The following is a 23,545-nucleotide window of genomic DNA, read 5'->3' as shown; positions in this document are numbered from 1 at the left end:
CGTTGGAAAGGATGAGATTTCCGTTCCGGACCCGGATGGCAGACGACTTCCACTGGACCCGAAAGTAGCGCCGCCGACGGTAGGGAGGTTTGGCTTGAGGATCTGCCTTCCGTCGTTTACGCCAGGATTTGAGGGCAGAGTAGAAGCTCTGCACCACTGCGTCCGCGCTGTGGGCATGGAGCAGGCTCGAGTTGTGCCAACGCATCATGGATGACGCTTTTAGCCAGATTCCTTTTTTGCGAACAGCGCGCCAGAACGAAACCATTACACGGCTGTACAGTTCCCCTGCGGCCATGGCAAGCGCGTCCAATTGTTCTGTTTTAGGAAGTTTCATCCTGCGAACCGAATACACGTTCTCACTCCCTCTGTCTACATTGTACTGGAGTGAGAACATGGATGAAAGATGGAATTTGGAGTGCTAAACGCCCTTACCCACCGCTAAAGCAGTGGGCTTGCGGGCGGAGTTTCTTCTGTCATGCTCGGGTTGACGCCTTTACGGGATGAGGATCGATACCGGCTTCGCGCTCTTCCTCGCGGCGGCGGCCTATGACTTTGTCTGTCTGCGTTTTTATACCGGCCTCCTTCCGGTGGCGGGCGGCCTCGTCCTGACATGGGGGAGTCCGGCGTTTGGCGCGGTGCTGCTCGCCACAGGGCTTTCCGTGTTGCTGGCCGACCTGACGCGGCGGGCCGGGGAAAAGGAGCGCCGCTTGCAGCGGATACTGGATAATGAGCGGCGGCTCCGCTACGAACTGAGCAGGTGAAGATGAAGTTGCTGCATGCCTCCCGGGAAGCGGCCGGGATCGCCGAAGTGCGGGAACGGAACCGGATCGCGAGGGAGATTCACGACAGCGTGGGGCACAAGATTGCCGGCATCCTGTTTCAGCTGCAGGCGGCCAACAAGTTGTGGCAGCGCGATCGCGAGCAGGCGGCCGCCATGGTGGAGGGCTCCGTCGCCGCCCTCTCGGAAGCGCTGGAATTGCTCCGAGAGACGGTCCACAACCTGAAGCCCAGGCAGCCGTTGGAGGTGGCCTACATCCAGCGGATCATCGATCAGTTCACCTTCTGTCCGGTGCGCTTCAGCTTTCGCGGCGATTTTAACCAAGTGCCGCCCCATCACATGGAGGTGCTGGCCTCCACCATCCAGGAGGCGCTGACCAACGTCGCCAAATACTCGCAGGCGACGGAGGTGGACATCCGGATCGAAATCCGCGACGCCTTCACGCGGCTGGCCATCCGGGACAACGGCGTGGGGGCGGAAAAGATCAAGGAAGGCCTGGGCCTGAGCGGGATGCGGGAGCGGATCCGGAACATGGGCGGGACGGTGTCCATAAGCGGCAAGGACGGGTTTCTCATCGTCTGCCTGATCCCGAGAGAGGAAGGAAGGAGTCTCTTTGAAGGCTTGGAAGACGTTGATCGTGGATGATGACGCCCTGATCCGGGACGGGATCAAAATCCTCTTGGAACTGGAAGCCGATTTTCAGGTGATCGGAACCGCCGGTGACGGCCAGGAGGCGCTGGATTTCTGCTGGTGGGAGCGGCCGGATCTGGTCCTGATGGATGTCCGGATGCCGGTGATGGACGGCGTGCTGGGCACGAAGCGGATCAAGGAACTTTACCCTGAGGTGAAGGTGGTCATCCTGACCACCTTCCGGGATGACGAATACATTAAAGAGGCCCTCCGCAGCGGCGCGGAAGGCTACATCCTGAAGAACCAGCCGGCCGACAGCATCTTCCAACCGGGAGATCGCGCAGCGGCTCTATCTGAGCGAAGGAACCGTGCGCAACTACGTGACGGGACTGCTGGAGAAACTGGGGCTTAGGGACCGCACCCAGCTGGCCATCTTCTATCTCAAACATTTTGGGTGAACTTTTTGCGTGATTATGATGCATGCATGCGACGAAAAAACACCTCCCCGCCGGACCAACGGCCCGGGCAGCGGGAGGTGTTTTTTATTTTTGGGGATCCATTGAAGCGTGAACCTTTTTGGAATCCTTTTGAAGAGACGTTTGATATGCGCAAGCGATGTGGGATATGCGCAAACGAGCCGTTTTCGCTGCCTACGCCCTTCTTTTTCGGATGGCGATTCGCCACTGGGCATCGCCGGTCTGCTCAAAAAGGGTCACCTCATGCCCGTTTTTGACCGCCCAATGCGGCAGGCTGTCCGTCGCCTGCGTGCAATCGAAGTCGATCACCAGCTCATCGTCCGGCTCCAGCTGCTTCATCGCCTGTTCCGCTTCCACCAGGGGGAACGGGCAAACCTGCCCAATCACTTCCAGATGAACCCGCTTCATCACGCGATTCCTCCTTCTAGTCAGTCTTTTATGTCAGGTCTTCTATGTTCTAACAACTTAGCGCGCACAATTGCCAGTGTGCAAATGCCCCATTCACGCGCTCTGGATGGCTTCCACCGCCGTCTGCCGGCTTCGCTGTCTGGGGCGGACCATCAGGAAGTAGGTGGCCACCCAGGAACCGACGAGCATGAAGGGCACGGCCACCCATCCCTGCCACGCCAGCAGCGCCGTGTTCACCAGGCCGTTGCCGATGGTGCAGCCGCCGGCGATGCTGGCGCCGAAGCCCATCAGGAGCCCGCCGATGAAGCTGGTCACCATCGTCGAGGCCGAAGGCACGCGCCAGCGAAACTCACGGCTTCCCTTGGCCGCGATAAAGGAACCGACCAGAATCCCCAGCACCAGGAAGACGCCCCAGTCCAGCATTTTTGTCTCGCCGGTCACCAGATAGCCCAGCAGGTTGGCGCTCGGCGTCGTGATGCCGAGGCCGAACATCCGCCCCGTGGCCTCGCTCAACGGCCAGGCCAGCGTGGCGATAAGACCCACCAGCACCGCCGTGACAAACGGATGCCAGCGCTTTTCAAACAACAAGTGGGCCAGCCCTTTCCGACGCGGTGGGAGGGAGGGAATGCGGACGGCCGGCTGCTTCAGGTGCCGCCAGACCAGATACCCCGTCACGCCGGCCAGCAGGAGGATGAGCAGCCACGGCGACAGGCCGACGGTCTCGTAGATGGCGCCCTGTTCCACTTTGTACTGGCCGAAGAACTGGTTGAGCGGCTTCAGGGAACCGTGTTTCATCATCGCGCTGCTGGCCATGTAGGCAAAGAGGGCCACCCAGCTTCCGATCAGGCCTTCCCCCGCCCGGTACCAGGTGCCGGTGGCGCATCCGCCGGCGCACACCATGCCGACGCCGAACACGAACCCGCCCACGATGGCGCCCAGCCAGGCGAACGGAACCTTCGCCAGCTGGATGAGTCCGGCCGCCGACAGGAGGAAGATGCAGACGCTCTGGACGGTGATGGCCAGAAGGAAGGCCACAAACATCCGGCTCTCCCGCGTCAGGTACAGGTCGCGGAAGGCGCCGGTGACGCAAAAACGTCCCCGCTGCAGGACAAAACCCAGCAGGATACCGCAGAATAACCCGGAAATGATTGTCTGAATCATTCCATCATCTCCCATCATATTACTATGATATATGACGATTATAGGTTATTTAATCCGATACGACAAGTAGGAATGTGCGCGCGAAAGGTGGATTTTTTCCCTGACCGATGCAAAAAGGGTGAAACCTTTTTGGCAGGGATAGCGTCTATTTCCAATGGAGCAGATGATTGACAAAAAATATAAAAAAACCCTTTACTGAACTGGAAAATGCTTGTATACTATCTAATACGTTAGAATAGCCCAAGCTGTCACTGTCTTCCGAAGAGAGAAACATCCAAAATAAAGAAAATCCAATGTTGAGAAAGACATGCAAAACTTGGATCTTGCGGGAACGCCGTCCTGTCCAGCTATAATATGGTATCAGGATATCAGGAAGGAAATGCAGCCTATGATTGGCTATAATTCCTGATATTTTCACAATATGCAAGGATTGACACCGTGAAGGGAGTGATGTAACCTAATAGATGTGTGACGGCTGAACCACAATACCACTACGAAACAAGAAAAATGCATTGACAAAACATTTGGGAGGGGAAGATTCCGTGAGTCAGATTCGCAAGAGAACTGCGATCCTCCTGGTATTCGCACTTGTCGTGTCTTCCTTCGTCGGATTTGTCGGCGTTGGTACGGCAAGCGCAGCTGGGGATCAGTTGCAACGGATTGCCGGCGCGGATCGCTTTGAAACGGCCGCGAAAATCGCGGAAGCAAAGTATCCGAGCGGCAGCAACACAGTAATTGTAGCAAGATCCGATGATTTTGCAGATGGCTTGGCTGCCAGTGTGCTGGCGGGTGCCCTGAATGCGCCTGTTCTGCTGACCAAGTCCAATGATCTGCCTCAGGCAACAGCAGACGTCATCAAAAAGCTGGGCGCCAAGAAAGTTATCGTTCTTGGTAGCGAAAAAGCCATTTCCAAGAATGTGGAAGACGCTCTAAAGAACGCTGCTGGTGAAGTGGAGCGGATCGGTGGAGCAGACCGGGTTGAGACAGCCGTCAAGATTGCCCAAAAAGCTAAGAGCAGCGCAGAAGTGGCCTTCATTGTCAACGGTTGGACCTATGCTGACGCGATGACAGCAGGTGCTGCGGCTTTCGCCAAAGGGTATCCTGTGCTTGCCGTGAAAGCCAATGAACTGCCTGCAGCTGTGAAAGATGCGCTCAAAGCTCTCAATGTCAAGCAAGTGGTCATTGTCGGCGGTGAATCGGTTGTAAGCGCCAAGGTGGCGCAAGATATTGCTGCAGCTGGCGTGCAAGTCAGCCGTATTGCCGGTTCCGATCGGGTTGAAACCAGTGTGGAATTCGCCAAGTCCCAGTTTGCGAATGCTTCCGGCTATTCCATTGTGAATGGTTGGAACTTGGCCGATGCGGTTGGTGGTGCAGTATTTGCCAATCCGATTCTTTACACCTATACACCTGAAAGAAGCAACAATTTGCCAGCTAGCGTAAATGCATTGCTGGTGGAATCGCTGCAAAAGAACGGAAACACAAAAATCGCTGTACTTGGTGGATCCGTAGCAGTAAGTGATGCAACATATAAACAGCTAGAACAAGTAGTTGAAGAGAATGCTATCTTTGCAGTTTCATCAGTGACTGTTCTTAACGCAAAACAAATTCAAGTTGTGTTTTCTAAACAAGTAGATCCGAATAATTTAGGTTCTTATGATCTTGCTGGTGTGGCAATTCCAGCTGCATCCCTGGATCTTCAAAAGGATGGAAGAACTTTAATTATAAACATTCCGGCAGCTAACGTACCACCAAAAGGTGCCGATCGAGTACTAACCATATCGAATGTGAAACAAAAAGATGATGCGACTAAAGTTATCAATTCTTATGCGATAAGCCTAAGGTTTAACGATAGTACAGCCCCAAGCATTATCTCAGTTACTTCTGTAACAAGCGGTGTTGCTGCTGGTACAGTAAAAGTAAAATTCAGTGAACCGGTTGCTACTGTATCAGGTTTCCAGATTGATGGAACTAATGTAACCGGAACTCCGAATGCTGATTTTACTGAATACACGATTTCGAATGTACTACTTGATCCAACAAAAACGCATACATTGTCTGTTGCTGATGTAGCAGACTTTGTACCTGCACCAGATACGAACGTAGCAAACTTACTTACGAAAACATTTAATGTTGTAACTGACAATGTAGCACCGACTGTAAGCATTTCATCTAAAACTGACCGTATTCTCTATTTAACATTTAGCAAACCGATGAATTCTTCAACAGTAAATAATTCAAATATTACTGTGCGGGACGCTGGTGGCGGCTTAATAAGTGCAACAATTGGTCCAGATTTTAATGCTGCTGATACAACGGCGACCAGTGCGACTAAATATATTGTTTCCTTGCCAAAAGGACTGTATGCGACCCAAAACACTCACACATTCTCAGTTTCGTTCAATAACCAAGTATTAGACACAGTTGGTAATGCAATTGTTGCTCATACACAGCAAATTACAGTGTCAAAGGATACTACTGCTCCAGTAATTACAAGTTTGGGATACGAAACAAATACAGCTGGCAAAGTAACTGCGGTTGTTCTAAACCTGAGCAAAGGTTCAGAGCAAGTGGCAGCAGGTAGCTCTATTGCTGGAATTAAGGTTGTAAATCCAAACGGACTCGATGTTTCAAGCTCCTTCTTCGCTGGAGCAACAAAAACAGATCCGATTGCAGAGGGAGATACTAAAATTAAAATAACTTTGGGTAGTCCGACAGCCTATTCTGGTATCTATACGTTCTATTTCCCGGCAGGTTTCGTAACTGATTTCTCAAGTACAGGAAATAAATCTGCCGCAACAGTGTTAACAATCAACTTTACTGGTGCAGAACCAACCTTTAAATTAAATCAGTCTGATATTACACCAGCGGTAATGAATGCTGATGGCTCGCAATCCTTTAAGGTTGTATTTAGAAGCCCGGTTAAGGGTGGTAAAGTAGTCGGTTCTGCAACGGATGTTGATAATTACAGAATCAATAATGCAGTACTTCCTGCAGGTACAGTTATTACATTGAATTCAGTTTCTGAAACTGTAGGCGGTACTGCGTACGGTCCACAACAAGTAGCTACAATAACTCTGCCAAAAGGATCAATTAGCCAAGATAACACTTATGCACCGTTCACTGTAAATAATGTCCAAACAACAAGTGGAATAACCATTACTCCATTTTCTGGATATGTAAGTGTCCTGGATAATGTTGCTCCAGTTCTTCAATCAGCTAAGATTATTGACAAAAACACAATTATCCTTACCTATAGCGAGAAAATGAATCAGGGTATTACAGGTAATGTAGAATCTGAGCTGATTGTAAAGAATGGAACTACAACATATCCAGATGAAATTACTGCTGCGCCAGTTGTTGGTAATCCAAATCAAGTGATGTTAACCTTTGAGACAGATTTGGATCTTACTAAGAGTGTAACTATCACTACTAAGGCTGGTGTAGTTCTAAAAGATGCATCGACCACAGGCAATGGTCAAGCAGCTGACACTACTGTAACAGCCACAAAATAAACATAAAAAAGAAGCCCTTTGGGGGCTTCTTTTTTATGTTTACAGTATATGCTCAGCTATGAGATTAGGGTCAAGAACGAAGATTCAACGGTTAATATTTGTTTAGGGGACTGTGTATGTTGTTAGAAGGTTATCATTATTTGGTATTAAGCATTTTAACACATGCCTTAGAGAAAAGATTTACATTTGACTAGAGTGATAATGAAAAATGAATGAACGGTAACGTGTTAACATCAAAAGAAACTTACTCAAAATCATCAATCAAAAAGTTGAGTCCGTATAATTGTGTAAAATTGGTATTCCTTAGAAAAAAAGGGAGCCATTTCATGAGTCCCTCGGTTAGAATGAAGGTGTCACATCAACATTCTTAAACGAGAGGAGACATCAGAATAGCTCAATACCAGATTACCGTAGATTCCGATCTGTTGCATCAACTTTTTTTGAAAAACTCTCAAGATGCAGGGGTGGCGTCTCTTTTGGAATCGGTACTGAACCAAGTGTTGCAAGCCCAAGCGACCGAGCAGCTGGCAGCAGAACCCTATGAGCGAACAGAAGCCCGTCAAGGCTACCGAAATGGCACCTACCCGCATCAGTTGACGACCCGCGTAGGCACCCTCACACTACGTGTCCCCCGTCTTCGAAATGGGAAGTTTTCAACGGCGTTATTTGCCCGCTATCAGCGGAGTGAGCAGGCGTTGGTTCTGGCGTTGATGGAGATGGTGGTCAATGGCGTTTCCACTCGAAAAGTGGCACAGATTACGGAGCAACTCTGCGGGGTCGAGTTTTCTAAGTCCACGGTTTCCGAGTTGTGCAAGCGCCTCGACCCCATTGTCACCGCCTGGAACGGACGCAACCTGCGAGACAGCCGCTTTCCCTTTGTCGTTGTGGATGCCTTGGTTCTTAAGGTGCGGGAGGAGGGGCGCGTTCGTTCCCGGGGTGTGATGCTGGCCTATGGCGTGAACACCGACGGTTATCGGGAGATCTTGGGCCTCATGCTGGGCGATAATGAGTCCGAGGCCAGTTGGAGTGAATTCTTCTCATGGCTCAAGAGTCGTGACTTGCGTGGAGTGGACGTCATCGTCTCTGACCACCATGGAGGGCTGGTCAAGGCCATTCGACAACACTTCCAAGGGGTTACTTGGCAACGATGCCAGACTCACTTCATACGGAATATCCTGGATGCAACGCCCAAATCCTTGCAGGAAGAACTCTATCCCCGCGTCCGGGCGGTATTGGATGCCCCCGATATCGACACAGCCCGTTTATTGCTGCACCAAACTTTGCAGACATATGAAACCAAAGCTCCAAGGGCAATGGCTGTCCTGGAGGCGGGTTTCGATGACGCCACGGCGGTGCTGATGCTCCCCGAGAGATACCGTAAGCGCCTGCGGACCACCAATGGGATGGAGCGACTCAACGAGGAGATTCGCCGTAGAGAGCGGGTGATTCGTATCTTTCCGAACCGGGAATCCGTTGTCCGTCTCATTGGTGCCCTTCTGATGGAAGTTGATGAGAAGTGGGCCAGTGGAAAAAGATACTTGGATATGACGGAATATCTTGTATGACGGAATATCTTGAATGGAAACAACGTCAGCAAGAAGCAAAAAAAGTAAGTAAGGTTACACCCATTCGGTAAGTTCGTTCAACCGAGGGATTTTACACACACTATAGGACTTGATCGTCTAAAAGACACAGCAAGTATGAAAATATTAGAAAATATGGGCCATGTATGTCAATTGAGGATAATAGGGAATTGGAAGTTCGCAGGCATCTTACGTCAGCATGTCGTTATTATACTCGTGTGGTGGCTGAGGTGGAATGGTCTGCAGTATTCTGTATGTGCACAAATGGTTAATGAAACGGGTGTTCATACACGGCACGAATTAACATCACAATTTAGTTAGATAATGAGATAATCTCCCACGGTTACAGAGATTTGAAGACGAAACGGAGTTGTGTAAGGAGGTTATTCAAACCTCTCGGGTCAGTTGTGAAGAACCGGAACCGGATAGATTCGTTACAATCATCTCGATAGTCTTTAATAGCGTTTAATTTATCATGAAGATGAAGAGTCAATAAGTGCTTTCTGTAAAATCGCAATTCGATGTAAGCCACGGCTTGCAAAGAGGAGACTTTCGCTTCTTGTCCACCGTACTGAATGGCGCCAAACTGTTGCTTGATCTTCGGATGTAGAACGTCCCAAGTATTTTGTTTTGACGCTTCTTTCCGGACGTCTAAACCTAATTCCTTGAGGGAGCATGATAACCATTCTCGAAAAAGATCGGCTTCACGTAGAGGAATGGAGTAAGACAATGCTTTCATGATAAAAACCCCCTCCATTTCTTTATCCTCATTTTCGATAATGTTTCAGTTTTTGACAAGCGAGATTTTAGCTTTTAGTATACACTCAAATAGAGGGCGTATGATGTTCAAAGCGGGAAGGCACGGATAGATTGTACTTGACTTGCCATATGCCTATAAACCAAATATAATAATACCAATTTACCAACTAAGATTATAGTTTAAAGGAGATGACAAACAGATGACAAATCTAGGACGGGGGTTTTATGGCAAGTGGTTCGCAATCCTCACGGTAGTCCTGGCTCTTGGGATGGTCCTGGCCGCATGCGGTTCCCAGGGGTCTGGAGATAACCCGCAAAATCAGGGAACTGAAAACGGGAACACTCAGGGTAGCGAACAGGCTCAAGGCGGTACAGACCAAGGGAAAGATACAACATCTAACTTGTACGAAGAAATCAAATCCAAGGGCAAGATGACAGTGGGCATCATGGGCACCTATCCGCCGTATAACTTTCTCAACGAGAAGAAGGAAATGGACGGATTTGACGCAGACATCGCGAAGGAAGTCGCCAAGCGTCTCGGCGTGGAGGTGGAGTTTGTCCCGCAGGAGTGGTCCGGGATGATTGCGGGACTGAAGCAGGGTAAGTTTGACGTGGTTATCAGCCAAATGACGATTACGGATGAAAGAAAGAAGGAGATGGACTTCTCCGAGCCGTATATCAAAAACTCGGTGCGGATTATCGTCCAGGAAGGGCGGAACGACATCCAGTCGCTGAAAGACTTCAAGGGGAAAAAGATCGGTGTGGGCCTTGGCACCAATGACGAAACCTATCTGAGGACGAAGGTGTTGCCGGAGTATGGCCCGTTTGAGATCATGACGTATAATGATGTCATCACCTCTTTGATGGATCTGAATGCGGGACGGATTGACGCGACGATCAACAACATGTACGCCATCAAGCCGCTGGTGGAGAAAAACGGCTTGAAGATCAAGGCGGTCGGGGAACCGGTCAAGTCGGACTACGCCGGAATCGCCATGCGCAAAGGCAATCCGGAACTGCAGAAAGCCATCAACGAGGCCTTGGCATCCATGAAGGAAGACGGCACGTACGAAAAGATCTTCAAGAAGTGGTTTGGTGAAGCGCCGTCCGAGTAAGCGTTGGCAGGGGAGGCCGTAGACGTTGCAACTGGTCCTGGAAAATCTCCCGTTTTTGCTGAAGGGAGCCTGGTACACGCTGCTGATCACCGTCATCTCCATGGCATTCGGCCTGGTGATTGGCCTTATCGTGGCGATTGCCCGGTTGAAGGGCAACCGTCTGCTGCGGGCATTGGCAAGGGGGTATGTTTCGATCATCCGGGGAACCCCCTTGCTGGTGCAGATATTTATCATCTATTATGGCCTGGTGGACTTTGGCATCCGCCTGGAGCCGCTGCCGGCGGCGATCATTGCGCTCAGCATCAACATCGGCGCCTACCTGTCGGAGACGTTCCGCGGCGCCATCTTGTCGGTGCCGAAAGGTCAGACGGAAGCGGCCCTGTCGCTGGGCATGACGCCATGGCAGACGATGCGACGCATCGTTCTCCCGCAGGCGGCGCGGGTGGCCATTCCGCCGATGGGGAACACGTTTATCGGGATGCTGAAGGAAACCTCGCTGGTCTCGGTGATCGCCGTCACCGAGCTGCTCCGGCAGGCGCAACTGCTGATCGCGCAGTATTATGTAATCATGCCCTTTTACCTGGCCATCGCGCTGATGTACTGGCTGATGAGCACGCTGTTTTCCGCCATCCTTGGGTATCTGGAGAAAAGGCTGTCGCGCGCATACTAAAGGGCAAGGGGAAGGGAGCATGCCATGATTGAAACGCACCAGCTGGGAAAACATTTCGGGGACAAGCCGGTCCTGGAGGAGATCAACCTGCGGGTGGCGGAGCGGGAGATCGTGGTGATCGTCGGCCCCAGCGGATCAGGCAAGAGTACTTTGTTACGCTGCTTGAACGGGCTGGAAACCATCACGGCCGGCAGCATTACCGTGGACGGAATCACCGTCACTGCCGGGATGCCGCCAAAAGAGCGCAAGCGCAGGGTGCGGGAACTGCGGAAGAAGACAGGGATGGTGTTCCAGAGTTTCAACCTGTTTCCCCACAAGACGGTGCTGGAAAACATCATCGAGGCGCCGCTCGTCGTGAAGCGGATGCCGAAGCATGAGGCCGTGGCCATGGCGGAAGCATTGTTGCGGAAGGTGGGGCTTTCGGAGAAGCGGGACGAGTATCCCTCCCGTCTCTCCGGCGGGCAGCAGCAGCGCGTGGCGATTGCCCGCTCGCTGGCGATGCAGCCGCAGATCATGCTTTTTGACGAGCCCACTTCCGCGCTGGACCCGGAGCTGGTGGGGGAGGTGCTGGAGGTGATCCGGCACCTGGCCTCCGAAGGGATGACGATGATCATCGTCACGCACGAGATGGGGTTCGCCAGGGAAGTGGCGGACCGGATCATCTTCATGAGCGACGGGCGAATCGTGGAGGAAAGCGACTCAGAGCGATTCTTTACCCGTCCCGAGTCGGAACGGGCGCGCAGGTTTTTGCGGCAGTTGACGTTTTGACGGGAGCTTTGGTCACACGAACTTTGGTCGTCGGGAAAGACGGAGGAGGTGGCAAGGATGCGTGTGCGAACGGAATGGCTGGGCAAGCGGCTGTTTGAAGCGGTCCCCCCTTCCGGCCATCCGGTGCGGATGGATGCCAACGAGGCGGCCGGCGGGGAGGGATCGGCTCCCACACCGCTGGAACTGGTGCTGATCGGCCTGACCGGCTGCATGGGTGTGGACGTGTCCATGATTCTGGAAAAGATGCGACTGAAAGCGGATACGATACGCTTCGAGGCGGAGGCTGAGCGGCGGGATGAGCCGCCGAAGGCCATTACGCACGTCAAGCTGACGGTGTTCATCGATGGAGAGATTCCGCCAAACAAGGCCTGGCGGGCGGTGAACCTGAGCCTGTCCAAGTATTGCTCCGTGGCCCATTCGCTGCGTGCGCCGATCGATGTGCGTCTGGTGTTGAACGGGGATGAGGTGTCAGGCGGTAATGATACCCTCGGCGAAGAGAATTAAGATGAGGAGGAAGAAGTCAGTAGCAGAATAAATGAAGTTGCGCTCTGTATGAACAGAGTGCTTTTTTCATGTACGGTCAATAGATGGGTTCTCATTTGAAACGAGATTAAGGTCCGTTTTTAGTTGTGACATTTTTGTCATAATAATCGAGGAATGTCTGTATAAGCCTAAGATATTTTGTTTGCAATATTAGATGTCTATTTTGTTTATTAGACATTATTATTGGAACTAGAAATATTAGTATGGCTGCAAATGGAAGCATCTTAATTAGAATGTCAATAATGGTGGATTGATTAGTTAAGGTATCAATGGGTGTTAAGAACCAGCTTATTAAGCCTGCAACTACACCGACAGCAATAACGCTGTTGATGTTATATATTCTTGCAATCAACCGATCATAATGTTCTATTCTGCGATTGATGAGTTTATCCATATACCTTATATTTTTTTTACTTAATGATATCCCTTTACTATGAAGTTTTTGTACAACCCCTTGAAACACATCTTTGTCATTATTTGTTGCATGAATAAAACCGGAACATTCGGATAAAATAAAGTATTTCTCAATAGAATCCTTGCCCTTAGACTGAATACGGAATATCTCATCGTCAACCTTTACATTTAGATCAGTTATAACACTAAGTTCATAACTGATCAATTCGGATAAATCTTCAATGATTTTTTGTGATTTTTCGTTCTCAAGCAAGAATTCACTGCATCGTGTTTTTTTGAATTTAAAACGCATTTGTACCACCACATCATGCTGGAAATTTCAATACTGCCATCATTTTACAATATACTTGAAGTTCAATTCTGATACAACCGATTTTACTTTGTTGATAGCGTTATGACCATATTCAAATGACAAATGTATCGATATCTGGAAGAGAACATCGATATCGAGATCCAGCTGGCAAACAAGTTTGACATGAAGTAGTGAACCCTATATTACTGACCATGCATCTAAGCGATGCAAGTGTGTAGGGGATGACGTATATAGAATTGGGCAACAATTCATGCTAAGGGTGCTTGTATGGAAGGGCGCTGTTTGTTTAGACTTTATAAAGAACAGTATGAAAAAAGAGAACATGGAGGGATGAGGATGACGGAACATATTTCCGATTGCACCACGTTGCACAATGGCGTGAACATGCCCTGGCTGGGTCTTGGCGTCTACAAGGCGGCGGAAGGGGAAGAAGTGGAACGTGCGGTGCGGACCGCGCTGGAGGTAGGTTATCGCAGCATCGACACGGCGGCCATCTACGGCAACGAGCGGGGCGTGGGCAAGGCGGTTCGCGAGTCAGGCGTGCCGCGGGAACAGGTGTTCATCACGACGAAGGTGTGGAACAACCGGCAGGGGTATGAGTCGACGCTGCAGGCTTTTGAGGAAAGCCGCCAGCGCCTCGGGGTAGAATATGTGGATCTCTACCTGATCCACTGGCCGGTCAAGGGGAAGTACAAGGACACCTGGCGTGCCCTGGAGAAGCTGTACAAGGACGGGTGGGTGCGCGCCATCGGCGTGAGCAATTTCCAGATCCACCATCTCGAGGATCTGCTGGCCGACTGCGAAATACGGCCGATGGTCAACCAGGTGGAACTGCATCCTCTCCTGACGCAGGAACCGCTGCGCGAGTTTTGCCGGAAGCACCAGATCCAGGTGGAGGCCTGGAGCCCGCTGATGCGGGGACAGATCTTCGACGATCCGGTGGTCGTTGAACTGTGCCGGAAGTACGGCAAGACGCCTGCTCAGATCCTGCTTCGTTGGGACTTGCAGCACGGGATAGTCACCATCCCGAAATCGATCCGTCCGGAGCGGATCCGGGAGAACGCCGACATCTTTGACTTCACCCTTTCGGAAGAGGACATGGCAAAGCTGGATGCCCTGAACGAGAACCGGCGCATCGGTCCCGATCCAGACAACTTTTCTTTTTGACAGTCATAGCCTGGCGCTTGAATCGATTCGGGCCGTGAAGCCAGCCGCATCGGCACAATTTGTACCTTGCATAGCGACCTCACTTCAGTTAATCAATTTCAACCCCGCCGCCCCGACGATGATGCACCCGAGAAAGAGGAGCCGCTTCCAGCCTGACGGTTCCCTGAAAAAGAGAATGCCCATCAGCACCGCTCCCGCCGCCCCGAGTCCGGTCCAGATGGCGTAGGCAATGCTCATCGGAATCTCCCGCATCGCCAGGGACAAAAAAAGAAAGCCCAGTCCGAAGGTGATGCCGACGAGCGCGAGGCGGGGGAACGTCTTTTTGCGGACATAGAGATTCAGGCTCATCACACCGAAAATTTCTCCTAAGCTGGCCAGCACCAGGAAGACCCAGGCCATGCTATCTCACCTTCTCTTTTCTTTGGATGGTTCCATCTGGAGGGGAGATCCCATCTGTACGCGGAACCACTTTTGCTAGGTATCTTCCGTATGCGGGACCTTTTCCGGGCGTGGAGCGGAGGTCATTTTCAACCCTATGACTCCGGTGACGATCAACCCGATCAGGAGCAGTTTGGCAACGGACAACTTAGTGTCAAAGAAGAGATGGTCAATCAGCACAATCCCCGCCGAACCGATGCCGGTGAAGACGGCGTACACGGTTCCCGCGGGGAGTTTTTCTGTGGCTTTGATGATGAAGTGGAAGCTGAGGATGATGGCCACTGCGGTCCCTATCCAGTGCAGGAGGGAGCCGGAATATCTCAGCCCGATCACCCACACCACTTCCACCACTCCCGCCAACAGCACGTAGATCCAGGTCATGGGGGCACCTCTCCTTGCTCATGTATCACAGGTCATTCGCAGATGGTCGTTCATAAATCCCGTACTTCAGAATGTCGCAGTACAGATCCAGTTCCTGGAGCATCACTTCGGGATGCTGCAGCAGCTCCTGTTCCCTTCCCTGATAAAGCCGAAGGTATTTCTGACCCAACTGTTCAAACAGGGCCATGATCACGGCCAATGCTTGCTCCCTGGAAAGATGCGGACGGAGCGGGGCCGTCTCCAGATAGGAGAAAAGGTACTGGTGATTGACGCCGGCCATTTCTTCCGTGATCCGGGCGATCAGCCGATCCGCTTCCGGTTTGACCGCCGGCGGCAGATCGGTGACGGCTTTCATCAGGAGCAGGGTTTCATGCGGGTATTCCAGCGCCAGCCGGATTTTGATGATCGTGAGCTCCTTGGCCCGCTGGAAAAAATCCTCCGATGTCATTTCCTTCATGCGTTCGGCGAGGCGTTCCGCCAGCACGGTGATGGCATGTTGCAGGAGGTACAAGTAGAGATTTTTCTTGTTGCCGAAGTAGTGGAAAAGGAGTCCTTTCGCAATCCCCGCCCTGGCGGTCATGCGGTTGGTCGAGGCCTGTTTGTACCCGTGGGCGGCGAATTCCTCAAGGCAGGCCTGGATGATCGCCGCTTTTTTTTCTTCCGGCAGTTTTTCGAAATGCGGATACAGCGTTCCTCACTCCCGGTTCAGACGGTGATGTCTTTTTTGTTGTAAATGGCGTAGGCGGCGCCGAGACTGAGCACGGTGACAGTGAGCATGATCAGGAGGTACAGCGGCTTGATCTCGTGGTCCAGGATGATGCCCGCCGGATCGACGTACGCAAACGGCGAGACGTATTTCAGCCATTCCAGCTTGTCGGTGAGGTCGGACATGACGGAGAGAAAATAGGTCAGCAACACGAGGCCGGCGGACAGGGATGTGAGCATCCGGCCTTTGCTGAGAATGACTGACAGGAAGAAGGTGACCGCGGCAAACGTGAGGTGCAGGAGCAGCGGCCCCACGGATATGAGCAGGAAGGTTTCAGCATCCGGCGTCTCGTCTAGAAGCGCCATGACCAAAAGGTTGATCAGGGAGATGACGAGATTGAACAACAGGATGTTGGTCAGCACGAGCAGCCCCTTTTCCGTGAGCACTCTGCGGCGCGTCACCGGCTTGGACAGCAGAAACTCGATGGTTTTCTCCGACTCTTCCTTGGCGACGATTTGCGCCGCCAGGTTGGCCGCGTAGATGCTGCCGAACAGCGTGAGGATCAAGTAGCATTCAATCGCGTAAAAGCCGATGATGGTGGAAAAGTCCAGTTCCCCGATATGGAACACGTTGGCGATTGTCTCGGGAATCGATTGGAGCAACGCATCGAGGCTTTCCTGCTGTTCGGCCATCTGCGGATACACGCTCAACTGGACCGCATTCAGACCGCTTAAAATAAGCGTCCAGATGAGCAGCCCTTTCCAGTTTTGCCTCCATTCCCTTCGATAGATGAGCATGTCCATCCTCCCCATTCTTCGCGTGATCGCATCCTTGCGTCAACGTCTCTCAAGGTTGGTGAACCTTTTTCGCCAATTTTTCCGTTCTTCCTCAAATTCCTCCTCAGTCGTTTCGCTTTGCGGCCGTGGCTTTTTCGTATTCTTCTTCGTATTCGTGGAGAAAGATCTCTTCCAGCGAAGGTTCTTCGACCAGCAGATCGGTGATAGGCAACTGCTGCAGTCGCCGGATGAGGTCCTGGCTTGTGCCTTTGTAGATGAGTTTGACCGTATGGCCGGAGACCTCTTGCTGCACCACGTCGGGCCAGTCCACCTCCTGTGCCCTGCCTTCCGCGAACGTGAGGGTGACTTTCTTGTACTGGTTTTTCATCAACTGCTCGATGGGCTCCACCCGCAGCAGTTTCCCTTGCTTGATCATGGCCACCCGATCGCACAACCGCTGGACTTCCGCCAGTTGGTGGGAGGAGAAGAAGATGGTGGCCCCCTTTTCCCGCTCTTCCCTGATCAGGTCAAAAAAGGCGTGCTGAATCAGCGGGTCCAGGCCGTTGGTCGGTTCGTCGAAGATGTAGAGCGGCGGTTCGTGGAGCATCGCCTGGATGATCCCCACCTTTTTCCGGTTGCCGAAGGAAAGGTCGCCGATCTTTTTTTCCAGATCCAATTGCAGGCGTTCGGCAAGCTCCGCGATCCGGCTTTTCCGGCCGGCCTGCCCAGTCGTCCGGTTTTTCCTCCCTCCCGGATAAAAGGCGGCCGAATAGGCCAGCAGATCCTTTACCCGCAAATCCTCGTAATAGTGGATCTCTGACGGCAGGTAACCCAGCATTCCCCTGACGGTTTTGGATTCCTGGACGACGTCTTTGCCGAAGATGCGGGCGGTGCCCTGCGTGGGGAAAATCAGGTTCAGCAAAATCCGGATCAGCGTGCTCTTTCCGGCCCCGTTCGGACCGATAAAGCCGAAAATCTCCCCTTTGTCGACCGAAAATGAAACGTCCTCGATGGCCAGGTGTTTCCCGTAATATTTGGTGACATGCTGGACATCAATGGCCTTCTCCGCACCCATCACCTTCATCCCACCTTTGCGCGAGATTGGCATGAACCCGTTTGGGTTTGTCAGGCTGGTTTTGATGAATTTGGCTGACATGGATTGACGCGTCTGTTTTGACCGCCTGGTCAAGATGAGTTGAAAAAAGAATTGACCATCTGGTCAAGGCAAGTATAAAAGAAATTGACCGCCTGGTCAAGAGTGTGTTCTCATTCTTTGAAGTGTCCGGCATTCGAAGTGGCTGGCAGAAGGGGGGCAGAAAGGGCGGCAGAAAGGGGCGTCCATGTTTCACCCTAGAGCGTGTCAAGCCTTTGGGGCGATTCCATTGCGCGGGGTGATGTTGTTGCGCCAGGATTGCCGGCAGGCTAGCCTGCGGGTTTGGTGGCAGGCTGGACGTCCGGCTTATCGTGTCTTCCGCACGATTTGGTTTCTTTGCGGCCGCAGGGTGATGTCTGTCACCACGGCGCCTGCCGGCTGGCTGAGGGCAAAGCGAACCGCTTCCGCCACGCTTTCGGGGGTGAGACGGGATCCCGGATGATCGCCGGGGCGAAAGTCGAGGTGATCATAAAAGGGGGTGGTAGTCAGATCGGGGTGGATGGTGATCACCCTGGCGCCAGTTTTGCGGATCTCGTCGAAGAGGCTCACGCCGAAGTGGGTCAGTCCGGCCTTGGTGGCGGCGTAGGCGCAGCCGTGGGTGCTGGATTTTTTGGCCGTGATGGAGGAGAGGTTGATGATCACCCCCTGCGTCTCCTTGATCTGGCGCAGGGTCATCTGCGTGAGGACGAGCGGCGCGGCCAGGTTGGTCAACACCATCTGCTCAATCTGTTCCGGGCGCAGCTGTTCGTGGGGGCCGAAAAAGCCCACGCCCGCATTGTTCACCAGGATGTGAATCTTGTGTCCCTGATCGCGGATCGTCGCCAGTGCCCGGCGCAGCTCATCGATCCGGGTGATGTCGCAGGGAATGGGCCAAAACCGCTCATGGGCAAAGTCCGTCTTGGAAAAGTCGCGCGCCAGGCCGTATACGGGGTGGCCCATCGCAAGCAGGGTTTTGACGATTTCCAGCCCGATGCCCGAAGAGGCGCCGGTGACGAGGGCAGCCTTTGTTGCCAACGGGGTTCCCTCCCTGGTTCATGAGTTGCGTTCTTCATCATGATGGTTTTCAGCATGATGTTCATTCTGTCTATCATCAATGTTGTTCTTCCTCGAGGAGGTAAATCTTGTCAGGGGGGACGTGCTTCTCCAGCTCTTCGCGCACGAACCGGATCATCTCTTCCGCCAGGTGTTCCGGGTAGCTGAGGACGCCCTGCCTGTTTTCATACGGATAATGGAGCAGCGCCGAGCCGGGCCGCTGTTTGCGCATCGTTTTCAGGTAATCCCGGGGGACGCGGAAGAGGCCGATGCTGATGTCGTGCACGCTTTTCGCCGGGATGGCGGCGAAGGTGGCTTGGATGCACTGCCTGTATTGGTCCCGCCAGTTTCTGACGTGGAGCACGGGATCGAAGCAGAGCCGCACCTTCCATCCGTCGGCGATGGCTTGCCGGGCGCTGGCCAGCCGGGCCTTGAGGCTGGGGGTGAGCGGCTCGTGCCGGCGGATCACCTCCTCCGGCGAGAGGGTCCAGGCCAGAATGATGTTGTCCGGCGGGGTGTTTGGCTGGCTGAAGGCGCCTGCAAGCGCGGCGTAGTTGGCGCTTTTGGTCCGCACTTCGATGGCCAGCTCCGGCCTGCTGGATGCGAACCGGATCCATTCCCGGGTATAGGAAACCAGCCGTTCCATGGCCAGCAGGTCGGATTCGTAGGAGATGCTCAGGTAAACGGGGTGCCGCTTGAGCAGCCGATCCACCTCGGCAAAGTAATCCTCCAGGTTGACGAAGAGAACCAGGTTGGCGGAAGGGAACATTCCCTGCAGGAAGCAGTATTCGCAGTTGTACAGGCAGTTGAGGGCAACCGAGGTATAGTAGAAGTGCGCGTTGCCGAAATCATGGCAAACCTTGGCGCCGGGATAGAGAAAGGGCGCCTTTTTCACCGCCAGGATCAGCTTCTGGGAGCGCTTTTGTGCGGCAAACTGCTGTCGCGGACGGGCGAACACGTCCTGGTAGCGCCGGACGGGAATGCGCACGGCTTCCGGGAACCGGTGGAGGATGTCTTTGGCCAGCGGGTAATTCAGCGCCTCCTCTTCCACGTAGATGTGGGAGAAGGCGGGGGCGATGGCCCCAGTCTCAGTCAGGGAGCAAGAGCGAGCGGATCTGTTCAAGAGCCATCTTCCCTTCCTGTTTGGTCTGAACCGGCTGCTGGAGAAATGGGCGGAGGATCTCCAGCGAACCGGCTCCGCCGGTGGCTGCCTTGTACTGCAGCGCGAGGCGGCGCAGTTGGTGGGACATGGCCGCCGTCAGGCGAAGGTGTTCCTGCAGCGAGTGGATGAGTTGCGCCTCCTCTTCCGTCAGCAGCGGGGCTTCGATGGCGTCGTTCAGTTGCTGCGCGCGCCGGAGCGTTTCTTCCAGGGCCGGGATCTGTGCCGCAATGAGCCCGGAGATGGCCGGCCCGTCCAGCCGGTTGGCGTTGGCGGGGTCCGGGCGGTTGGGAAGCGCGGCGTCCAGGTGATCGGAGATCACCTTGACGAAGAGCATCCGGTGGGGCGGCAGAAAGGCGGCGGCCGCTTCAAAACAGCCTGCCCCTTCCATGTCCACGACATCCCCGGCGGGAACATGCCCTGCGGGAGGGGGCGTTTCCCCGGCGATTGTCCCGGTACTTTTCCCGGCGATGTTCCTGGTGGCTTCCCCGGTGCTTTTCCCGTCGGTTTCCATCGCGGCGGTCACGGGGTGGGAAAAAGTCTCCAGCACCCCCTCCCGGAAGGGATGTCGGATCAGCACATCCGGAAAATAGGCGCGTCCCGTGTCGTGATGGATGATCTTGTGGCAAAGGACGGCCTCGCCGCGCGGCCAATCCTTCCGCACCGTCCCGCAGATGCCGATGTTGAGAAAAAAATCCCGTTCACTCACGCGGGCCGCGGTCAGGGCGTACGTGGTGGCCACAGCTGCCGCCAGCGGGCCGGTGCCGCCCACGACCAGCAGGACCTCCTGGCCCAGGGAGGAAGGGCTGCCGGTGAACAGCTGCATGCGCCCCGGCGGCGGAGAGGACAGGGTTGCTTTTTTCAGGCGAAAATGCTGGATCAGCGGTTTGGCTTCGTGATAAAGCGCAGTCGAGATGAATATCATGTGATCATTGTATCGCAGACGGGCCGGGCGGGCCAGACGGGAGCATGCCCATGTGAAAAACAAACAACCGGACTGATGTCAGCCCGGCTTTGTTTCCAAAATCCAAAATAATGTTATCATTGAGTTTGTACAATGGGCACGGTTCCTCAAGGGTGATCGGCTCACCTCTTTCCCCAAAGAGGAAGGAGGTGAGAGCATGGACGTATATCAGGCGTGAACGCACATGATGATGTTTGGGTCGTTCGTCGCTTTGCTGATGTCGTCCAACAAGCATAAGTAGACCGCCCTTGATGCCTGGAAACTGACAGGGCGGTCTTGCGCCGTGTGCCGGCCCCTTGCGGGGCAAGCTTATTGTACACCGGCCGCAGGTGTTGGCAGCACCTGCGGTCATTTTTATTGTAAGTATGCAGATACTTGAATAAACAGGTTCACCATCATGTGAACACAACCAGAAGCAGACGATCAATCCATCCACTGGCGTTCCAAAAACACATGCGGCAATTTTCTACAACTTTACAATGTTGATAAGTAAAATTTACGTTGTTTTTAAATTAATTTAACATTCTACCTCTATAATGACAAGCGAACCAAAAATTAGGGAGGAGATAAGATGCTGAAAAGGCTGGCTGCCCTAACGTTGGTTTTTGTTTTGCTTGTAACAGGTCTTGGCTTCATGACGGGGATGGCCTATCCCGAAAGTGCCAGCCCTTACAAAGGAGAAGGAAAGGCAAAAAACGTCATTTTTATGATCCCGGACGGTTTCTCCACTGCTTATGCCACGAACTACCGCTGGTTTAAAGGCGATGAAGCCATATGGGACAACTTTTTGGTCGGCATGGTCAAAACGCATGCTGCAAATACCGAAGTCACCGACTCCGCGGCCGCCGGCACAGCGTTGGCAACTGGCGTCAAGACCAACAACGGCATGATCAGCGTTCGTCCTGACGGGAAACCTTTGCAAACCATTCTGGAAGCGGCGAAAAAAGCCGGAAAATCAACGGGACTGGTGGCGACTTCGACCATCACCCATGCCACGCCTGCCGTATTCGCCTCGCACGTGGCTTCCCGCGCCAGTGAAGCGGACATTGCGCCGCAAATGCTGGAAAGGGTGGATGTGCTGCTCGGAGGCGGGAAACAGTATTTCTTGCCCAATTCGGAAGGAGGCAGGCAGGCAGAACGAAACCTCATTGCGGAAGCGAAAAACAAGGGGTACCAATATGTTGAAACGCGCGACCAGCTGCGCCTGGCAAAGGGGCGGAAGCTTCTCGGGTTGTTCGCCCATGACGCCATGGCCGCGGAATTGGACCGCAAGCACACAAATGAACCGAGCCTGGCCGAAATGACCGCGAAAGCGATCCAAACCCTCAATCAAAACAAGAAAGGCTTTTTCCTGATGGTGGAGGGCAGCCAAATCGACTGGGCGGGTCACGCGCACGACGCTGCCTGGGCGATGCGGGACATCGAGGCTTTTGAAGAAGCGGTGGAAGTGGCCATGGACTTTGCGAAAAAAGACGGCAGAACGCTCGTCGTGATTGTGGGCGACCATGACACCGGCGGCATGTCGGTCGGTGGCTACGGCCAATATGATGCCAATCTGGAAGTGTTGCGGGCAGTGAGTGCGACCGGCAACTATATGGCTGCCCAGCTTGATAAGGATCGCCGCAACGTGAAAGAAGTGGTCAAAAAATACGCCGGCATTGAACTGACGGATGAGGAAGCCAAGGTTATCCAATCCGCCAAACAACCGGCAAACGCCATCAATGAGATCATCAGTGAGCGGGCCCTCGTCGGCTGGTCGAGCAGTGCCCATACGGGAGTCGACGTGCAACTGTACGCGTTCGGCCCGCACGCGGACAGGTTTGCCGGATTGATCGACAACACGGACGTGCCGAAAATCATGGCGAAAGCGATGAAAATCGAGTTGAAAAATTGAACGGGTTGAAAAAATGATGACGATCGCCCTCGAAGTCCAAGGGAGCAGGGAGTTATTCCTTTGGACTTCTTTTTTTGTGAACGGCAAGCATTTTGCGAGCAACAGCACACACATTGTCTCCATGTGATGCGTATATGTGCGTATATAAAAAAGAAAAAGATGGCATCGGAGAGGAGGTGAGAAAAGATGGGCGTCCGGTTTTTTAAAATTGCAGTCATCTACTTTCTTATCGGACTGGGTGTCGGGTTGTACATGTCCAGTTTCCAGGATTTAAGATTCGGCAGCTTGCACGCGCATATCAACCTGTTGGGGTGGGTGTCGATGGCGTTGTTCGGGGTGATTTATCACCTCTTTCCCCAGGCCGGCAATCATGCGTTGGCCAAGTGGCACTTTTGGCTCTACAATATTGGCGTCCCTCTGATGATGATATTCCTCTTCCTGTTGATCGCCACGCAAAACGTGGCGTGGGAGCTGGGCATCATTCCAGGCGCCATTCTGGTTGTATTGGGCGCCATATGTTTGCTGGTTAACGTGTTCAAGCATGTCCGTTCTTCGAAAGCGGTTTAGTCTGGCGCCAGTGTCACACAAGGCCCGTCCCCTGCTGGGGGGGACGGGCCGTTTTTTGTGCGCCCGGCATGGGTGTTGGCTATAGGGTGAAAGTCCCGAACGGGGGCTGGCGAGCGCCTACCGTTAGCCGAGAGCAAGGGTGTCCACCGCGAGGTGGAATCTGGAGGAAGCTTAAGGC

General features: G+C 53.2%; 22 protein-coding genes and 3 pseudogenes. 12 read left to right on the top strand and 13 right to left on the bottom strand.

Annotated elements, in window-relative coordinates; translation table 11 throughout:
• Positions 1-352 (bottom strand): annotated as a pseudogene (locus tag BAA01_03280) (transposase).
• 148 nt (positions 353-500) lie between these two features.
• Here BAA01_03280 and BAA01_03275 point away from each other — a divergent pair.
• The 3 genes and pseudogenes from BAA01_03275 (at position 501) to BAA01_03265 (ending at position 1,866) form a co-directional block, all read left to right on the top strand.
• Positions 501-761: a hypothetical protein gene (locus tag BAA01_03275; GenBank protein ID OUM88665.1), complete on the top strand. Its 261-nt coding sequence runs from the start codon at positions 501-503 to the stop codon at positions 759-761.
• A gap of 2 nt (positions 762-763) precedes the next feature.
• The gene (locus BAA01_03270) at positions 764-1,423 is read left to right on the top strand and encodes a hypothetical protein (protein ID OUM88664.1); all 660 of its coding nucleotides are present in this window, start codon (positions 764-766) and stop codon (positions 1,421-1,423) included.
• Positions 1,392-1,866: pseudogene (locus BAA01_03265) on the top strand (DNA-binding response regulator). The gene BAA01_03270 and the pseudogene BAA01_03265 overlap by 32 nt, the downstream one beginning before the upstream one ends.
• 192 nt (positions 1,867-2,058) lie before the next feature.
• Here BAA01_03265 and BAA01_03260 read toward each other — a convergent pair.
• Positions 2,059-2,292: an oxidoreductase gene (locus BAA01_03260; protein ID OUM88663.1), complete on the bottom strand. Its 234-nt coding sequence runs from the start codon at positions 2,290-2,292 to the stop codon at positions 2,059-2,061.
• A gap of 93 nt (positions 2,293-2,385) precedes the next feature.
• The gene (locus tag BAA01_03255; protein ID OUM88662.1) at positions 2,386-3,453 is read right to left on the bottom strand and encodes a hypothetical protein; all 1,068 of its coding nucleotides are present in this window, start codon (positions 3,451-3,453) and stop codon (positions 2,386-2,388) included.
• A gap of 542 nt (positions 3,454-3,995) precedes the next feature.
• Here BAA01_03255 and BAA01_03250 point away from each other — a divergent pair.
• Both BAA01_03250 and BAA01_03245 read left to right on the top strand, forming a co-directional pair.
• Positions 3,996-6,965 (top strand): hypothetical protein, encoded by a 2,970-nt coding sequence (locus BAA01_03250; GenBank protein ID OUM88661.1) that lies wholly within the window; start codon positions 3,996-3,998, stop codon positions 6,963-6,965.
• A 389-nt stretch (positions 6,966-7,354) separates the two neighbouring features.
• Positions 7,355-8,601, top strand: a pseudogene (locus BAA01_03245) (transposase).
• 290 nt (positions 8,602-8,891) lie between these two features.
• Here the strand turns inward: BAA01_03245 and BAA01_03240 are convergent.
• Positions 8,892-9,305 carry a hypothetical protein gene (locus tag BAA01_03240; protein ID OUM88660.1) on the bottom strand — a complete coding sequence of 138 codons (414 nt, stop codon included), beginning with the start codon at positions 9,303-9,305 and terminating at the stop codon, positions 8,892-8,894.
• Between the two features lie 202 nt (positions 9,306-9,507).
• Between BAA01_03240 and BAA01_03235 the strand changes: the two genes are divergently transcribed.
• The 4 genes from BAA01_03235 to BAA01_03220 are packed head-to-tail and all read left to right on the top strand — an operon-like array spanning position 9,508 to position 12,364.
• Complete coding sequence (locus BAA01_03235; protein ID OUM88659.1) at positions 9,508-10,422, top strand: cysteine ABC transporter substrate-binding protein; 915 nt, start codon at positions 9,508-9,510, stop codon at positions 10,420-10,422.
• Between the two features lie 25 nt (positions 10,423-10,447).
• The gene (locus BAA01_03230) at positions 10,448-11,092 is read left to right on the top strand and encodes an ABC transporter permease (GenBank protein OUM88658.1); all 645 of its coding nucleotides are present in this window, start codon (positions 10,448-10,450) and stop codon (positions 11,090-11,092) included.
• 24 nt (positions 11,093-11,116) lie between these two features.
• Positions 11,117-11,860, top strand: coding sequence for a polar amino acid ABC transporter ATP-binding protein (locus tag BAA01_03225; protein ID OUM88657.1), 744 nt, complete (start codon positions 11,117-11,119; stop codon positions 11,858-11,860).
• Between the two features lie 57 nt (positions 11,861-11,917).
• Positions 11,918-12,364, top strand: a complete 447-nt coding sequence (locus BAA01_03220; protein ID OUM88656.1) for a hypothetical protein — start codon at positions 11,918-11,920, stop codon at positions 12,362-12,364.
• A 106-nt stretch (positions 12,365-12,470) separates the two neighbouring features.
• Here the strand turns inward: BAA01_03220 and BAA01_03215 are convergent, their stop codons facing one another.
• Complete coding sequence (locus tag BAA01_03215) at positions 12,471-13,109, bottom strand: hypothetical protein (protein ID OUM88655.1); 639 nt, start codon at positions 13,107-13,109, stop codon at positions 12,471-12,473.
• Between the two features lie 357 nt (positions 13,110-13,466).
• On the opposite strand from BAA01_03215, the gene BAA01_03210 reads away from it, so the two are divergent.
• Positions 13,467-14,297, top strand: coding sequence for a glyoxal reductase (locus BAA01_03210; protein ID OUM88654.1), 831 nt, complete (start codon positions 13,467-13,469; stop codon positions 14,295-14,297).
• Positions 14,298-14,381: 84 nt separating this feature from the next.
• On the opposite strand, the gene BAA01_03205 is transcribed toward BAA01_03210, so the two are convergent.
• The 8 genes from BAA01_03205 to BAA01_03170 all read right to left on the bottom strand — a co-directional run bounded on the left by BAA01_03205 (position 14,382) and on the right by BAA01_03170 (position 20,867).
• On the bottom strand, positions 14,382-14,696 hold the full coding sequence (locus BAA01_03205; protein ID OUM88653.1) for a multidrug resistance protein SMR: 315 nt from the start codon (positions 14,694-14,696) through the stop codon (positions 14,382-14,384).
• Positions 14,697-14,771: 75 nt separating this feature from the next.
• Positions 14,772-15,116: a multidrug resistance protein SMR gene (locus BAA01_03200; GenBank protein ID OUM88652.1), complete on the bottom strand. Its 345-nt coding sequence runs from the start codon at positions 15,114-15,116 to the stop codon at positions 14,772-14,774.
• A 25-nt stretch (positions 15,117-15,141) separates the two neighbouring features.
• Positions 15,142-15,804: a hypothetical protein gene (locus tag BAA01_03195; protein OUM88651.1), complete on the bottom strand. Its 663-nt coding sequence runs from the start codon at positions 15,802-15,804 to the stop codon at positions 15,142-15,144.
• 17 nt (positions 15,805-15,821) lie between these two features.
• Positions 15,822-16,619 carry a multidrug ABC transporter permease gene (locus BAA01_03190; GenBank protein ID OUM88650.1) on the bottom strand — a complete coding sequence of 266 codons (798 nt, stop codon included), beginning with the start codon at positions 16,617-16,619 and terminating at the stop codon, positions 15,822-15,824.
• A gap of 103 nt (positions 16,620-16,722) precedes the next feature.
• Entirely contained in the window at positions 16,723-17,673 is a 951-nt protein-coding gene (locus tag BAA01_03185; protein ID OUM88649.1) for an ABC transporter, read from the bottom strand.
• A gap of 384 nt (positions 17,674-18,057) precedes the next feature.
• A complete protein-coding gene (locus BAA01_03180) occupies positions 18,058-18,765 on the bottom strand; it encodes a 3-oxoacyl-ACP reductase (protein OUM88648.1) in 708 nt (235 codons plus the stop codon).
• Between the two features lie 76 nt (positions 18,766-18,841).
• Positions 18,842-19,879: a DNA repair photolyase gene (locus BAA01_03175; protein OUM88666.1), complete on the bottom strand. Its 1,038-nt coding sequence runs from the start codon at positions 19,877-19,879 to the stop codon at positions 18,842-18,844.
• The gene (locus tag BAA01_03170; protein ID OUM88647.1) at positions 19,872-20,867 is read right to left on the bottom strand and encodes a hypothetical protein; all 996 of its coding nucleotides are present in this window, start codon (positions 20,865-20,867) and stop codon (positions 19,872-19,874) included. Before BAA01_03170 ends, BAA01_03175 begins: the two co-directional genes overlap by 8 nt.
• A gap of 610 nt (positions 20,868-21,477) precedes the next feature.
• Between BAA01_03170 and BAA01_03165 the strand changes: the two genes are divergently transcribed.
• Both BAA01_03165 and BAA01_03160 read left to right on the top strand, forming a co-directional pair.
• Positions 21,478-22,800 carry an alkaline phosphatase gene (locus BAA01_03165; protein ID OUM88646.1) on the top strand — a complete coding sequence of 441 codons (1,323 nt, stop codon included), beginning with the start codon at positions 21,478-21,480 and terminating at the stop codon, positions 22,798-22,800.
• 186 nt (positions 22,801-22,986) lie between these two features.
• On the top strand, positions 22,987-23,367 hold the full coding sequence (locus tag BAA01_03160; GenBank protein OUM88645.1) for a cytochrome-c oxidase: 381 nt from the start codon (positions 22,987-22,989) through the stop codon (positions 23,365-23,367).
• Positions 23,368-23,545: the final 178 nt, after the last annotated feature.

It is taken from the genome of Bacillus thermozeamaize (assembly GCA_002159075.1).
GTDB classification, from domain to species: Bacteria; Bacillota; Bacilli; order ZCTH02-B2; family ZCTH02-B2; genus Bacillus_BB; species Bacillus_BB thermozeamaize.
This window is presented reverse-complemented; position numbering and strand designations above follow the sequence as displayed.